Origin of the sequence: Actinomadura macrotermitis, from assembly GCF_009604375.1 — a bacterium.
Lineage (GTDB): Bacteria > Actinomycetota > Actinomycetes > Streptosporangiales > Streptosporangiaceae > Spirillospora > Spirillospora macrotermitis.
On sequence record NZ_WEGH01000004.1, the window covers coordinates 22,907 to 38,063 of the forward strand.

At 74.9% G+C, this 15,157-nt stretch carries 8 protein-coding genes; 6 read left to right on the forward strand and 2 right to left on the reverse strand.

Annotated features, from left to right (window positions below):
- Nucleotides 1-24: 24 nt before the first annotated feature.
- The 5 genes from ACRB68_RS28700 to ACRB68_RS28720 all read left to right on the forward strand — a co-directional run bounded on the left by ACRB68_RS28700 (nt 25) and on the right by ACRB68_RS28720 (nt 11,855).
- Nucleotides 25-8,454 (forward strand): type I polyketide synthase, encoded by an 8,430-nt coding sequence (locus ACRB68_RS28700; RefSeq protein ID WP_153538050.1) that lies wholly within the window; start codon nt 25-27, stop codon nt 8,452-8,454.
- Between the two features lie 2 nt (nt 8,455-8,456).
- Entirely contained in the window at nt 8,457-9,362 is a 906-nt protein-coding gene (locus tag ACRB68_RS28705) for a patatin-like phospholipase family protein (protein WP_194293497.1), read from the forward strand.
- A gap of 105 nt (nt 9,363-9,467) precedes the next feature.
- A complete protein-coding gene (locus ACRB68_RS28710) occupies nt 9,468-10,028 on the forward strand; it encodes a winged helix-turn-helix domain-containing protein (RefSeq protein ID WP_153538053.1) in 561 nt (186 codons plus the stop codon).
- Complete coding sequence (locus tag ACRB68_RS28715; protein WP_153538055.1) at nt 10,021-10,860, forward strand: SRPBCC family protein; 840 nt, start codon at nt 10,021-10,023, stop codon at nt 10,858-10,860. The genes ACRB68_RS28710 and ACRB68_RS28715 overlap by 8 nt, the downstream gene beginning before the upstream one ends.
- A 170-nt stretch (nt 10,861-11,030) precedes the next feature.
- On the forward strand, nt 11,031-11,855 hold the full coding sequence (locus tag ACRB68_RS28720) for a MarR family winged helix-turn-helix transcriptional regulator (RefSeq protein WP_153538057.1): 825 nt from the start codon (nt 11,031-11,033) through the stop codon (nt 11,853-11,855).
- A gap of 92 nt (nt 11,856-11,947) precedes the next feature.
- Here the strand turns inward: ACRB68_RS28720 and ACRB68_RS28725 are convergent, their stop codons facing one another.
- Both ACRB68_RS28725 and ACRB68_RS28730 read right to left on the reverse strand, forming a co-directional pair.
- The gene (locus tag ACRB68_RS28725) at nt 11,948-13,255 is read right to left on the reverse strand and encodes a GAF domain-containing protein (protein WP_153538059.1); all 1,308 of its coding nucleotides are present in this window, start codon (nt 13,253-13,255) and stop codon (nt 11,948-11,950) included.
- 176 nt (nt 13,256-13,431) lie between these two features.
- On the reverse strand, nt 13,432-14,334 hold the full coding sequence (locus ACRB68_RS28730; RefSeq protein ID WP_153538061.1) for an alpha/beta fold hydrolase: 903 nt from the start codon (nt 14,332-14,334) through the stop codon (nt 13,432-13,434).
- 47 nt (nt 14,335-14,381) lie between these two features.
- On the opposite strand from ACRB68_RS28730, the gene ACRB68_RS28735 reads away from it, so the two are divergent.
- Nucleotides 14,382-14,993: a TetR/AcrR family transcriptional regulator gene (locus tag ACRB68_RS28735; RefSeq protein WP_328594916.1), complete on the forward strand. Its 612-nt coding sequence runs from the start codon at nt 14,382-14,384 to the stop codon at nt 14,991-14,993.
- Nucleotides 14,994-15,157: the final 164 nt, after the last annotated feature.

Consider the following 15,157-nt stretch of genomic DNA (forward strand, 5'->3'; position numbering starts at 1 on the left):
TAACGACACTGTGGAAGGCATGCCATGCATGAGGAGATCCGGGTGGCCGCGGGCCGCCTCCGGCGAGCACCGCTGGTGCTGTCGGGTTCCGGCGCGACGCCGCTGAGGTCCGCGGCGTCGGCATTGGCGCGTGAGATCCGCGCGGCCGGGAACCCGAACATGGAAGAACTGGCGCGCGGGCTCGCCGCACGCGACACGGCGGGCGGCCATCGCGCCGTGGTCTTCGCGGCGGACCCGGCGCAGGCCCTCGACGGGCTGGACGCGCTGGCCGCCGGGCGCCCGTCGCCGGCGGTCGTGAGCGGCGAGGCCCCGTCCGCGCGGCACCCGATCCTGGTGTTCCCGGGGGCGGGCTGCCAGTGGCCCGGCATGGGCCGCGCGCTGCGGGAGACCTCCCCTCCGTTCGCGCGGCGCCTCGACGAGTGCGCGAAGGCGCTGGCCCCGCACACGGACTGGTCGCTGCAGGAGGTGCTGGAGGAGCCGGCCGGCGCCCCGGTGTGGGACCGCGTCGAGGTCTTCCAGGCCGCACTGTTCGCGGTGGAGGTCTCCCTCGCGGAGCTGTGGCGGACGTTCGGCGTCGCGCCCTCGGCCGTGCTCGGGCAGTGCGTCGGCGAGATGGCGGGGGCGTACGTGAGCGGCGCGCTCTCCCTGGAGGACGCCGCCCTGGTCGCCGTCGCGGCGGCCAAGGCTCAGGCCGAGGTGGCGGCGTTCGGGGACATGGGCGCGGTCCGGCTGCCCGCGGCGTCGCTCTCCGCGCGACTGGAACGGTGGAACGGGCGGCTCTGGATCGCCGGGGCCAACGCGCCGGAGTGGACACTGGTCTCCGGCGACCGCGAGGCGCTCGACGCGCTCCTCACCGGCCTCGACGACGAGGGCGTGTTCGCCATCCCCGTCCGGGTCGGGGCGCCGACCCACACCGTCCACATGGACAAGGCCCGCGAGGGCATGCTCGACCGGCTCGCCCCGATCGCGCCGCGCGCCGGCCGGGTCCCCCTGCACTCGGCCACCACGGGGGGCCGGATCGGCGGGGCCGGCCTCGACGGCGGCCACTGGTACCGCAGCCTGCGCGAGCCGATCCGGTTCGAGGAGGCGACGAGGTCGGCGCTGGCCGGCGGCCCGGTCGCGCTGGTCGAGGTCGCGCCGCACCCGGCGCTGCTGACGGCGATGCGCGACACCGTGGCGGCGTCGGCGCGGACGGACGCGGTCGTGCTCGGTTCGATCGACCGGGACGGCGGCGGCCTCGACCAGTTCACCCGTTCGGTCGCGCAGGCGTACTGCCACGGCGTCGCCGTGGACTGGAAGGCCGCGCTCGGCACCGCCCACGAGGGGACGCGCGTCACGACCCCCGCCGCGGCGGCCCCCGCCGAGGAGGCTCCGGCGGCCGTCCGCGAACCCGACGAGCCGGGCACGCCCGGCGAGCCGATCGCGATCCTGGGCATGGCCTGCCGCTTCCCCGGCGGGATCGAGTCCCCCGAGCAGCTGTGGGACGCGGTGGTCAAGGGCCGCGACCTGATCGGCGCGCTGCCCTCCGACCGCGGCTGGGACACACAGAAGCTGTACTGGCCGGATGCGGCGAAACCCCGGACGGCCTACGTGCGGGAGGGCGGCTTCCTCGCCGGCGCCGCGGAGTTCGACGCCGAGCTGTTCGGGATCGCCCCGCGCGAGGCGCTGGCCATGCACCCCCAGCAGCGCATCCTCCTGGAGACCGCCTGGGAGGCGTGCGAACGCGCCGGCCTGGACCCCCTGTCGCTGCGGGAAAGCGACACCGGGGTGTTCATCGGCTCCTTCGCCACCGAGTACGGCCCGCGCATGCACGAGGCCGGGGCCGGACCCGGCGGTTACGTGCTGACCGGCACCACCCTCAGCGTCCTGTCCGGCCGGATCGCGTACGTGCTCGGGCTGGTCGGGCCGGCCGTGACGGTCGACACCGCCTGCTCGTCCTCGCTCGCGTCACTGCACCAGGCGGTCGCGTCCCTGCGGGCGGGCGAATGCTCCCTCGCGCTGACCGGCGGCGTCAGCGTGCTCGGCACCCCCGGGCTGCTGGTCGACTTCAGCCGCCAGCAGGCCCTGTCGCGGGACGGCCGCAGCCGGGCCTTCTCGGCGGACGCCGACGGCTTCGGCATGGCCGAGGGCGCCGGGATGCTGGTCCTGGCCCGGCTCTCGGACGCCGTGCGCCGCGGGCACCCGGTGCTCGGGGTCGTGCGGGGTTCCGCGCTCGGCCAGGACGGCGCGAGCCAGGGCCTGGCCGTCCCCCACGGCGGCGCGCAGGAGCTGGTCATCCGGCGGGCCCTGCGGGACGCGGGCCTCACCGCAGGCGACGTGGACCTCGTCGAGGCCCACGGGACCGGCACCAAGGTCGGCGACCCCATCGAGGCACGTTCGGTGATCGCGGTCTACGGACGCGACCGGGCCGGCGGGCGCCCGCTGTACCTCGGGTCGGTCAAGTCGAACATCGGGCACACCATGGCGGCGGCGGGGGTCGCCGGCGTCATCAAGGCGGTGCTGGCCATACGCCACGGCGTGCTGCCCAGGAGCCTGCACGCGGAGCGGCTGAACCCGGACGTCGACTGGTCGGGCGGGCAGGTGCGCGTCCTCTGCGAGAACCGGGAATGGCCCGGGACGGGACGGGTCCGCAGGGCGGGCGTGTCGGCGTACGGCATCAGCGGCACCAACGCGCACCTCATCCTGGAGCAGCCGCCCTCGGACGAGCGGCCGGACGGGTCCGGGCCCCCGCCCGGGACCGGCCAGGCGCTCCCCTGGGTGATCTCGGCCAGGTCGCCGTCGGCGCTGCGGGCCCAGGCCGGCCGGTTGCTGCGCCACGTCCGGGCGAACCCGGAGACGCGGGCCGCCGACGTCGGCTGGACCCTGGTGACGTCGCGGGCGCGGCTGGAGCACCGGGGCATCGTCGTCGGACGCGACCGCGGCGAGCTGGTGGACGGCCTGCAGGCGCTGGCCGCCGGCGCCGACGCCCCCAACCTGGTGCGCGGCACCGGAGCCTCCGGCGCCCGGAGCGTGTTCGTCTTCCCGGGCCAGGGGTCCCAGTGGGCGGGGATGGCCGCCGAACTGCTGGAGCAGTCGCCGGACTTCGCCCGGCGGATCTCCGAGTGCGCCGACGCGCTGGCGCCGCACACCGACTGGTCGTTGACCGGGTTCCTGCGCGCCGGGCCCGGCGCGTCCGAGCACGAGCGGGTGGACGTCGTCCAGCCGGCGCTGTTCTCGGTGATGGTGTCCCTCGCCGCGCTGTGGCAGGCCCACGGCGTCGTGCCGGACGCGGTGATGGGGCACAGCCAGGGCGAGGTGGCCGCCGCCGTCGTGGCGGGCGCCCTGTCGCTCGAGGACGGCGCGCGGGTGGTGGCGCTGCGCGGCAGGGCGCTGCGCGCGCTGGCCGGGACGGGCACGATGGCCGCCGTCGCGCTGACGCCCGAGGCGGTGGCGAAACGGCTCGCGGGCCGGGAGGGCCGGCTGTCCGTCGCGGCCGTCAACGGCCCCGCCAAGGTCGTGGTCTCCGGCGACACCGAAGCCGTCGCCGCCCTGCTGGCCGAACTGGAGGCCGAGGGTGTCTGGGCGCGCCGGATCGCGGTGGACTTCGCCTCGCACACCGCGCACGTCGAACGGATCCGCGACCGCCTGCTCGGCGACCTGGCCGGGATCCGGCCGGGGCCGGCCGAAATCCCCTTCTACTCGACCGTCACCGGCGGCCTCCTCGACACGACGGCTATGGACGCCGGCTACTGGTTCGCCAACCTGCGCGACCCGGTCCGCTTCGACCCGACGCTGCGCGCCGTGCTCGCCGCCGGGCACCGGGCGCTGATCGAGGTCAGCCCGCATCCGGTCCTGACCATGGGCATGCAGGAGACCGTCGAGGACACCGGCGCCGACGCCGCGGCGCAGGGGACGCTGCGGCGCGGCGAGGGCGGCCTGCGCCGGTTCCGGCTCTCCGTCGCCGAGGCCGACGCGCACGGGGTCGCCGTGCCCTGGGCGCGGTCCTTCGCCGGCACCTCGCCGCGCCGCGCCGACCTGCCCACCTACGCCTTCCAGCACAGGCGGTACTGGCTCGACGCCGACGCCTCGCGCTCCGCCGACCTGGCGACGGCCGGCCTCGAGGACGCTGGCCATCCGCTGCTCGGCGCGGCGACCGAGCTCGCCGGCACCCCCGAGCTGCTGCTCACCGGGTCGGTGTCGGCGCGGAGCCACCCCTGGCTGGCCGACCACGCGGTGCACGGCACCGCCCTGCTCCCCGGCACCGCCCTCCTGGAGATGGCCCTGCAGGCCGCCGACCGGGCCGGGTACGACGGCGTGGAGGAACTGATCCTGCACGCCCCTCTCGTGCTGCCCGCCGACCAGCCGGTGCGCATCCAGGTGCAGGTGCGGGAGCACGGCTCCCTGGAGATCTTCTCCCGGCCGGAGGCGGCCCCGGCGCAGCAGCCGTGGACACGGCACGCCACGGGCACCGCGGCCGGCGGCGACGCCGAGAGCGCCGACGCCGGCGGCGACCTCACCGCGTGGCCGCCGCCGGGCGCCGTCCCCGTCCCGCTGGACGGCTTCTACCGCCGGCTCGCCTCGGCCGGCTACGAGTACGGGCCCGCCTTCCGCAACCTCCAGGCCGCCTGGACGCGCGGCGACGAGGTGTTCACCGAGGTCGCGCTCGCCGAGGACCGGCAGGACGAGGCCGCCGCGTACTCCCTGCATCCGGCGCTGCTGGACGCGGCGCTGCACGGCGCCCTCACCGGCGAGCCGGACCGGCTGCGGATGCCGTTCTCCTGGCAGGGCGTCCGGCTGCACGCCGAGGGCGCCGTGATGCTGAGGGCCCGGCTGGCCCGGACGGGGCCGGACACCATGGCCGTGACGGTCGCCGACTCCGCCGGCCGTCCCGTCCTCACGGCCCGGTCGCTGACCCAGCGGACCGTGGAGCGCGAACGGCTGCGCGCCGTGCGGGGCACCGGCCGCGGCGGCCTGTTCCACCTCGGCTGGCCTGCCGCGTCACCGGACGACGGCGGGCCCGACGCCCGGACGTGGGCCTTGATCGGCGCCGACCGGGACGGGACGGACCCCGTCCTTCCCGGCGACCCGCCCCGCCACCGCGACGTCGCCTCCCTGCTCGCGTCGATCGCCGTCGGCGGCTCCGTCCCCGACGCCTCGGTGCTGGTCTGCCCCCGCACCGGGACGCCCGACAGCGCCGCGCCGCTCCACGCGACGGTCAACCATGTGCTGGCCGAGGTGCGCGACTGGCTGACCGACGAGCGGACGGCCGCGGGCGTCCTGCTCGTCCTCACCCGGGGAGCGGTCGCCGTCCACCCCCGCGACCCCGTGACCGACCTCGCGCAGGCGGCGGTGTGGGGCGCCGTCCGCACCGCGCAGACCGAGCATCCGGGCCGGCTGGTGCTGGTCGACGTCGACGGCCACGAGGCGTCGCTCGCCTCGCTCGCGCCGTCCCTGGCCACCGGTGAGCCGCAGCTGGCGCTGCGCGCCGGCGCCCGCCACGTCCCGCGGCTGCTTCCGGCCGCGCCGGGCGGCACCGGGGCGGCGGCGGACGGGCGGCCGTGGCGCCTGGACATGGAGCCGGGGGACATGGAGAGCCTGCGCGTCACGCCGGCGGCCGAGGCGCCGCTCGGCCCGGGTGAGATCCGGGTGGCCGTCCGCGCCGCCGCGCTGAACTTCCGCGACGTCGCCGTCGCCGCCGGGATCGTGGACCGGCACCGGGTCTGGCCCCTCATGGGCTTCGACGGCGCGGGCGTCGTCGCCGAGACCGGGCCGGGGGTGACGGGCGTGTCGCCCGGAGACCGGGTGACGGGGGTGTTCACCAAGAGCACCGCGTTCGCCTCCACCGCGGTCACCGACCACCGCCTGGTGATCCCCCTGCCCGCGGAGTGGACCTTCCCGGAGGCCGCCACCGTCCCGGTGGCGTTCCTGACCGCCTGGCACGCGTTCGTCGAACTCGCCGAACTGCGTCCCGGCGAGTCGGTGCTCGTCCACACCGGGACCGGAGGCGTCGGGCTGGCCGCCGTGCAGCTCGCCCGGCACCTGGGCGCCGAGGTCTTCGCCACCGCCTCGCCCGCGAAGCAGCCGGCGCTGCGCGCGCTCGGGCTGGACGACGCCCACATCGCCTCGTCGCGCTCGACCGCCTTTGAGCGGCACTTCCGCGAGACCACCCGCGGCAAGGGCGTGGACGTCGTGCTCAACAGCCTCAGCGGCGACGTCGTCGACGCGGGCCTGCGGCTGCTGGCGCCCGGCGGGCGGTTCATCGAGCTGGGCCGGACCGACCTGCGCGAACCGGACGACGTCGCCCGCGACCACCCCGGCGTCGCCTACCGGGAATTCGACCTCGGCATGCTCGACCCCGGCCGGCTGCACGCCATGCTCGGCCCGCTGCGCGGCCTCTTCCACCGCGGCGTCCTGCACCCGCTCCCCTGCGCCGCCTGGGACGTCCGGCACGCCCGGGACGCCTTCGAGCACATGCGGCGGGCCGAGCACACCGGCAAGATCGTCCTCACCGTGCCGCGCCCGCTCGACCGGGACGGGACCGTGCTCGTCACCGGCGGCACCGGCACGCTCGGCGCGCTGCTCGCCCGCCACCTGGTCACCGGGCACGGCGTGCGCCACCTGCTGCTGACCGGCCGGCGCGGGCCGGACGCGCCCGGGGCGGACGCCCTGCGCGCCGAGCTGGCGGACCTCGGCGCCGAGGTCGCCGTCGTCGCCTGCGACGCGGCGGACCGCGAGGCGCTGCGGCGGGTGCTCGCCGGCGTCCCCGCCGAGCACCCGCTGACCGCCGTCGTGCACACGGCGGCCGTGGTCGACGACGGCGTCATCACCTCGCTGACCCCCGAGATGAACGACCGGGTGCTGCGCGCCAAGGCCGACGCCGCGCTCAACCTGCACCTGCTCACCCGGGGATCGGACCTCGCCGCGTTCGTGCTGTACTCCTCCCTGGCCTCGGTCCTGAGCAACGGCGGGCAGGCGAACTACTCGGCCGCCAACGCGTTCGTGGACGCCCTGGCGTTCCACCGCGCCCGGCACGGGCTGCCCGCCACGTCCCTCGCCTGGGGGCTCTGGGAGCGGGCCAGCGAACTGACCGGCCGCCTCGGGCAGGCCGACCTGGCGCGCCTCGCCGGCAACGGCATGCTGCCCCTCAGCGACGAGGACGGCCTGGCGCTCTTCGACGCCGCGCTGGCCGACGGAGGGCCCTTCTTCGTCGCGGCCCACATCGACCTCCCCACCCTCGGCGGGCGGCCCCTGGACGCCTCACCGCCCATACTGCGCCATCTCGTCCGCCCGAAGCGGACGCGGGCGGGCGCCCGCCGCGCCGACCCGGCCGCCGCCGCCGACCCCGCGTCGCTGCGCGAACGGCTCGCCGCGCTCCCCGCGTCCGACCGCGTCCGCGAGCTGCTGCGGCTCGTCCGGACGCACGCGGCGTCCGTGCTCGGCCACAGCCGGGCAGAGGCGATCGACGGCGACCGGCGGTTCCGGGACATGGGCTTCGACTCCCTCGCGGCGGTGCAACTGCGCAACCGCGTGGGCAAGCTGACCGGGCTGAAACTGCCGACCACCGTGGTCTTCGACCATCCGACACCGCTGGCCTTGGCCCGCCTGCTCGACGCCGGTTTCGCAATGCCGGCGGAGGCGGCGGCCGACGGCGGCACCGCCACGCGCCTCCACCGCGTCCTGGACGGAGCGGAGACGAACCTCGACGAACAGGTCGCGCTCATGCGGGAGGCCCTCAACGCGCGCACCGAACCCCGTGCGGACGACCCCGCCGGACTCACCGTCCAAACGGTGCGCTTTTCCGACGGGTGTGCCGCACCGCGCCTGTTCTGCGTGCCGTCGCTTCTGGCGCCCTCGACTCCCCTCCAGTACGCCGAGTTCGCCCGGCACTTCGACGGGGACCGCGACGTCCTCGCGCTCACCGTGCCCGGCTATGCCGACGGCGAGTCCCTGCCCGGGACCCTGGAGGTGTTCGGCCGCGCCGCGGCCGCGGTGGTGCTCGACCAGGCGGACGGCTCCCCGTTCGTGCTCACCGGGCACTCCTCCGGCGCGTGGCTGGCGCACGCCATCGCCGCGCGGTGCGAAGAGGAGGGGCACCCTCCCGCGGGGCTCGCCCTGCTCGACCCGGCCGACATCGCCCGGCACGGCCCCCGCGAAGTCGCCCGGAACGCCGGCCGCCTCTGGGCGCGGCTGGAAGTGCGCGCGCTGCTCGACGAGGTGGGTGTGTCCGCCATGATGCACTACGCCGATCTCTTCACGGGATGGACGCCCCGCACGCTCCGGTGCCCCGTCCTCGCGCTGCACGCCGAGGAGGCCATGGACAGCGTGGGCGCCGGATGGGCGCGGCCGGGCTCCACCGCCACGGTGCCCGGCGACCACCTGACCATGATGACGACCCACGCCGCGGCGACGGCCCGGGCCGTCGGGAACTGGATCGGGGGGCCCGGCGTGAGCCGCCCGGTCGGCGGGAGCAGGTGAAGATGGCATCCGGACCGATCGCCTTCGTCCTCAGCGGAGGCGGCAAGATGGCCAGCACCGAGCTCGGCATGCTCGCCGCCCTCACCGAGGCGGGCATACACCCCGACCTCGTCCTCGGCAGCTCCGCCGGCGCGATGATCGGCGCGGTGTTCGCCGACCGCGCCGGCCGCGCGGACACCACCGGGCTCGACGCGGTGTACGAGTGCTGGACCGAGATCCTCACCGCGCGGCCGCTCAGGTGGTCGGTGCCGCACGGCCTGTACCGGCTGGTCTCGCCGGCCGCGCGGGCCAGGGCGCGGGAATGCCTGCGCACGATCCTGGAGCGCCACATCGGCGCCCGCACCTTCGAGGAGCTGGGGGTGCGCTTCGAGTGCAACGCCCTCCAGCTGAACACCATGAGCGAGCACTGGTTCGGCTCCGGGCCGCTCGTCCCCGCCGTGCTCGCCGCGGGCGCGGCGCCGGCCATCCTCTCGCACACGAGGGTCGACGGGAAGGTCTATCTCGACGGGGGGTTCCTCGACCCCGTCCCGCTCGACCGGGCCCTCCAGCTCGGCGCCCGCACCGTCTACGTGCTCCAGGCGAGCGACTTCGCCCACGCCCGCCGCTTCCCGCGGGCCCTCTGGGAGGCGGGCATCGCGGAAGGGACCTTCCGGATCATGTTCAGCAGCCTGCTGGACAACCTTCCCGAGGGCACCGAAGTGCACCTGCTGCCCATCGGACGCCGCAACACTCCGCACGGCGTGAACATGATCCGCCAGATATACGGATTCGACGCCGGGCGGGCCCGGGACGAAGGCGAACGCTATATGGAAGCGGCATACCGGGCGACGGCGGCCTACCTCCGCTTCGAGAGCCAGACCGGCAGGTCCGCCCGCAAGAGAACGGGCCCCCGCAGACCCGGCCCCTGACCCGGAGGGGCCGGATTCGAGGGCTTGGCCGCGGCCACGGCAGCCGGCCCGCCACGCCGCGCCCCATTGACAAAGAAAATTTTTATGTACAAACTGATTTTTGCGATGAGAGACGTCCTGTACCTGGAAGAGATCGAGCAGGCCGAGGCCCTGCTCAAGCCGCAGCGGATCGAGGTGCTGCGGCAGCTGGCCGAGCCGCGCAGCTGCACCGAGGTCGCGGAGCGGCTGGACCAGACCCAGCAGCGGGTCTACTACCACGTGCGCAAGCTGGTGGAGGCGGGCCTGGTGGCCAAGGTCGCCGAACGCAAGGTCCGCGGCATCCAGGAGGGCGTCTACCAGGCGAGCGCCCGCTCGTACTGGCTGTCGCCGCGGCTGGTCGGCCGGATCGGGCTGCGCCGCACCCGCGACACGCTGAGCCTGGGGCATCTGCTGGACCTGATGGAAGAGGTCCAGGCCGATGTCGCCGCGCTCGACCCGGCCACCGGGGAGCTGCCCTCGCTCGGCGTGTCCGGGGAGATCCGGGTCCCGGCCGAGCGGCGCCAGGAGTTCCTGACCGACCTGCAGACCGTGCTGCAGGACCTGTTCACGCGCTACGGCGGCGCCGAAGGCGATGCCTTCAAGCTGGCCGTGGCCTGCTACCCGAAGGAGAGCACCCCTGATGACTGAGACGATGACGTTGCGCGCTCGGGTGTCGGCGCCGCTCAAGTCCGTCCGGCACGCCCTGACCGACGCCGCCGAGCTGCGGGTCTGGCTGGCCGAGTTCGCCGAGGCCGACCTGCCGGGCCGCTTCGAGTTCTGGGGCCGGCACACGCCCGAGGGCGACGCCCCGCGCCAGCGGGTCCTGCACGCCGACGACAGCACGCTGCGGTTCGTGTGGCCGCTGGACGGTGTCGACACGACCGTCGAGATCTCGCTGGCCGAGGAGGGCCCCGACAGCACGATCGTGACGCTGACCCAAAGCCACTACGACCGTGAGGAGCAGATGACGGGCTCCAGCATCCGGGGCGTCATGCAGACGTTCTGGTGCCTGTCCCTGGCCAACCTCGTCGACCACCTGGAGGGCCGGGCGCTGAGCGCCAAGGCCGACTTCACCTCGCCGGTCATGCGCGACGAGGCCGTCATCGACGCTCCGCGCGAGCAGGTGTACCGGTCGCTGATCGACTCCGAGCAGGTCTCCACCTGGTTCGGGTTCCCGATCGACATCGAGCCGTGGGTCGGCGGCCGCTACGCGATGGGCGGGTTCGAGTCCGGGTACGCCGCGAAGATCGTCGACCTGGAGCCGGGCAGCCGGGTGGCCGTCGACTGGGGCGGCCCGGGCGTCACCACCTGGGAGCTGGCCGACTCCGACGGCAAGACCCGCCTGACCATCGTGCAGAGTGGGTTCGACGAGCAGAACCCGCCGTACGCCGGCTGGCTGGGCAACGTGTCCGGGCTCGCCGAGCTCCGCCGCTACCACGACCTCGCGGACTGGCAGCCGATCTGGGTGCAGACCGCCTGACCCGCTCGCCGAGGACCGCCGTCGGCTGACGGTGGTCCCAGGAGACGGCGTCCCTGGAAAGTTCTTCAAAGAAATCCGGAAGGAGGTGTCGGATCGGGGCCGCGGTGTTCGTAGCTAGGACGAGAGGCCGCCCACGGGGGCGCTGCCGCGACCGAAGGAGATGCCGACCGATGACGCACCCACTGGCCAAGGTCCGCCGTATGTTCGAGTTCGTCGAGGCGATCGGCACCGTCACCTTTTCCGAGGTGCCGAACGAGGCGTTCCTGGCCCTCGGCATGCGCAACTACTGGGACGGGTACTTCGCGGGCCGGGCCGCGCCGCTGGGGCGGGCACCGGCCGAGGTGGTGCACGCGGTCTTCTACAACTTCGCCGACGGCGAGGTGGCGCGCCACATCCCCTGGGTCTGGGGCAAGGTCTCCCCGCAGGAGGCGATCGCCGTGCGCGAGCGGGGCAGCACCGCCGCCCTGCGGCAGATGATCGGGGAGCTCGCCGACTCCCCCGCCCTGGCGCGGCTCGCCGACCTCGCCACCCGGGCGGCGGTCAGCGCACCGACCGAGGGCCGGCCCCTGTACGCCGGGCTCCGGGCCCTCGATGTGCCCGAAGAGCCGGTGGCCCGGCTCTGGCACGCGGCGACGATGCTGCGCGAACACCGCGGGGACGGCCACAACGCCGTCCTGGTCGCCCACGGCATCGGCGGGACCGAGGCCCACGTCCTCATGGCCCTCTCCCTCGGGATGAGGGCGGAGGAGTTCGGCCGGATCCACCACCTGCCCAAGGCGCAGCTGGCCGCCGTCGTCGACGGGCTGCGCGACCGCGGCCTCGTGGACGACGACGGGGGGTTCACCGACGCCGGCAGGGAGACCAAGGAGCGGATCGAGGCCCGCACCGTCGAACTGGCGGCACCGCCCTACAACGCGCTCAGCGCGGACGAGTTCGACGAGCTGATCGCGGGGCTCGAGCCGATCGCCGCCGCGATCCAGGCCGCCGGCGACTGAGCGACGAACCAGGCAACGGCCACAGCCGCCGGCTCGACCAGGGCGTTGCGCAACGTCCCGGCCGGGCGCGCCTGCGCCCGGCCGGGTGCGGGTCAGCGGTTGAGATAGGCGGCCAGACCGCCGAGTTCTTCGTTGGCGATGAAGGCCGACCGCACGGTGATGAGGGCTTCCTCGACGTGGGCGGTGCAGCCCCACGCCGAGACGCCCCACGAGTCGGCGACCTTGATCTCGGCCGCCGCCTCGCAGCCGGAGGTGCCGCCGAGCTGGCAGTGCTCGGGGGGCGCGGCGGGGGCCTGCACGGCGGCGGCGACGCGCATCTGGGCGGCGAGCTCGGCGGCGGCGGAGGCGCGCTGCTCGGCTTCGGCGCGCAGTCGCTGCTCGGCGCGGACGGCCTTGGCCAGTTCCTCCAGGGCGGACCTGGCGCTGGCCTCGGCGGCGAGCTTGGCCTGTTCGATGTGGTGGCGCTCGATCGCCAGAGCGGCGGTGTCGGTGAAGACCCGCGCCAGGGCCAGGTCGGCCTCCTGCGGCGCGCGCGGGGTGCGGTGGTACATGGCGAAGGTGCCCAGCAGGCTGCCGTCGCGGGCCAGGATCGGCGTGGACCAGCAGGCGGCCAGGCCCGCCGGCTCGGCCAGGTGGCGGAAGTCGTCCCAGAAGGGGTCGGTGGCGATGTCGGTGACGATGACCTGGCGGCGCCGGTGGGCGGCGGTGCCGCACGAGCCGACGCCTTCGCCGGTGGCGATCCCGTCGATGGCCTGGTTGTAGAACTCCGGCAGGCTGGGGGCGGCGCCGTGGCGCAGGTGCCGGCCGTCGGGGTCGGCCAGCAGCACCGAGACCAGCACCTCGTCCGGTGCCAGCTCCTCGATGCAGCGGGCCATGCCCTCCAGCACCTCGGCCAGGGGCTGCTGGCGGGCGATCTGCTCCACCAGGGCCCGGTGCTCGACCATCAGCCGCTGGGCGTGCTTGACCTGGGTGGTCTCCACGCCGATCAGCCGGATCCCGATCACGTTGCCTTCGGCATCGCGGCGCGGCTCGTAGGTGAAGTCGAAGAACATCTCCCGCGCCCGCGCGCCGGTGCCCAGCACGACCCGGGCGTCCCGGCCGGTGTAGGGCTCGCCGGTGCGGTAGACCTGATCCAGCAGCTCCATGAAGCCCTGGTCGATCAGCTCGGGCGCCAGCTCGGCGACCGGAACCCCGATACGGGCCCGTTCCTCGCCGATGACGGCGAGGAAGGCCGGGTTGGCCGTCTCCACCACGTGCGCCGGGCCGGTGAGGGAGGCGAACACCGCGGTGGACTGCCCGAACAAGGCCCGCAGGTCTTCCTCGCCCGCCTGCCCGGCCACCGCCGTCGCCGCAGGAGCCGGTCCTGCGGCCTCGGGCTCCTGCTCTGATACCGCCGTCATGGTCTGGTCGGCCTTTCCGTTGAGAGATACCGCAGGGTGGGCGGCGGTGTCCGCTGGTCACGGTCGCGCCGTCGCACGACCTGGGCCACGCGACCCACCGGTACCCGATATCGACATGAAATATCCTATTGATCCCGATAATCGGACCGGACTTCGCATCGGCGGCAAGGGCGCCTTCAGCGGAGAGCGGAGCGGGCCTCGGCCATGGCCAGGATGCGGTCGGTGACCAGGCCGGGATGGTCGGCGGGCAGGGCGTGGCCGGCGCCGGGCACCACCTCCGCCCGGCCGTCCGGCACGGACCGGGCGATGCGGCCGGCGGCCTGGCGGCTGTCGTGCAGGGTGCTGCGCTCGCCGAGCAGGAACAGCGAAGGAGCGCCGATCCGGCGCAGCTGGTCATCGGTGAGGACCTCGGCCGGCGGCAGACCGCGCCGGAAGGTCATCGCGGGGCGCACCAGGCGCATCAGGTCGCCGTCCAGGATCGTGCGGTTGTCCAGCAGGCGGGCCAGCAGAGGACGCAGCGGGCGCGGCGCCAGGCCCGCCAGCCCGCCGGCGATCACCCAGGCGAAGAACCTCCGGCCGGGAGCGGCGAGCCCGGCCGGGTCCAGCAGGGTGAGGGTGGCGGCGCGGCCGGGATGGCGGAGGTGATGGTGCAGGATCAGCCAGCCGCCGTAGGAGCAGCCGACCAGATGGGCGCGCTCGACCTGGAGAGCGGTCAGCAGTTCCTCCAGCCAGGCCGCGGCGTCCCGGCCGTCGCCGATCGGGGCGGTCTGCCGGCTGGCGCCCGGCTCGCCGACGGTGTCCACGGCGATGACCTGGTGGCGCCGGCTCAGCGCGCTGATGTGGCGGTGCCACATCAGCGCGTTGCCGCTGCCGCCCGGCAGCAGCACGATCGGCGCGCCGCCGCCCCCTTCGACGGCCGGTCCGGCCGAAGGGCCGGCGCGGTAGACGCGGGTGGCGCCGAAGGTGGTCGCGATGTCCAGGCCGGTACGCGGCTGCGGCCATAGCTTCTCCAGCACCTGGGCGTAGACGGCGTCGAAGCGGGCCTGGGCTCGTGCGTTCCTGAACTGTCCGATTTTCATGGTACACACGTATCATGGTACATATGTATCAAGAAAGGGGGTGCGCCGTGCCCACCCGGGTCGATCACGAAGAGCGCCGCAGGACGATCGCCGAGGCCCTGCTGCGGATCGCCGACGCCCAGGGCCTGCAGGCGGCCAGCATGCGCGCGGTCGCCGCCGAGGCCGGCGTCTCCCTGCGGCTGGTGCAGTACTACTTCCACACCAAGCAGGCGCTGCTGCTCGACGCGCTGGAACGCCTCGGCGCCCAGATCCAAGGGCGCATGCTCAGCTGGATCCAGGCGGCCGGCCCCTCCCCCTCGCCTCGTGCGGTGGTGACCGCGGTACTGGGCTGCATCCTGCCCACCGACGACGAAAGCCGCCGCATCGCCCGCACCTACACCGCCTACTACACCCTGCTCCTGAACGATCCCGACCTGCCGGCCCACCACGCCACCGCCCACCCGGCCGGGCTGGAGTCCTTCCTCGCCAAGCAGATCCACAGCGCCCGGCGGTCCGGGCAGGTCCCCGCCGGCACCGACCCCGAGATGGCCGCCGCCGGGCTGCTGGCCATGGTCAACGGCCTGGGCCAAAGCGTCCTGGCCGGGCAGCGCACCGGCGCCGACGCCCAGACCGTCCTCACCCACCACCTGGACCGGCTGTTCGGCCCCGCGGCCGATTGACCCGAGGGTCGCGAATGCCGGGCCGGGCCGTTTCCGGCCGGGCCACCTTCGGCCGGGACGACGCGCGGGCGCGCTGGGAGAACAGGGCTCAGGGTGGAGCAGAGCGGCATCTGGCAAGCGGACGGTCTTCCGCATCGGCAGGTGTCGCGGCTGTGGGAAAGGCC

Excerpts from the sequence above, each read along its gene's own strand:
- ACRB68_RS28720 (WP_153538057.1), top strand. The coding sequence starts at position 11,031 with ATGACGCACCCACTGGCCAAGGTCCGCCGTATGTTCGAGTTCGTCGAG.
- ACRB68_RS28725 (WP_153538059.1), bottom strand. The coding sequence starts at position 13,255 with ATGACGGCGGTATCAGAGCAGGAGCCCGAGGCCGCAGGACCGGCTCCT.
- ACRB68_RS28730 (WP_153538061.1), bottom strand. The coding sequence starts at position 14,334 with ATGAAAATCGGACAGTTCAGGAACGCACGAGCCCAGGCCCGCTTCGAC.
- ACRB68_RS28705 (WP_194293497.1), top strand. The coding sequence starts at position 8,457 with ATGGCATCCGGACCGATCGCCTTCGTCCTCAGCGGAGGCGGCAAGATG.
- ACRB68_RS28715 (WP_153538055.1), top strand. The coding sequence starts at position 10,021 with ATGACTGAGACGATGACGTTGCGCGCTCGGGTGTCGGCGCCGCTCAAG.
- ACRB68_RS28700 (WP_153538050.1), top strand. The coding sequence starts at position 25 with ATGCATGAGGAGATCCGGGTGGCCGCGGGCCGCCTCCGGCGAGCACCG.
- ACRB68_RS28710 (WP_153538053.1), top strand. The coding sequence starts at position 9,468 with ATGAGAGACGTCCTGTACCTGGAAGAGATCGAGCAGGCCGAGGCCCTG.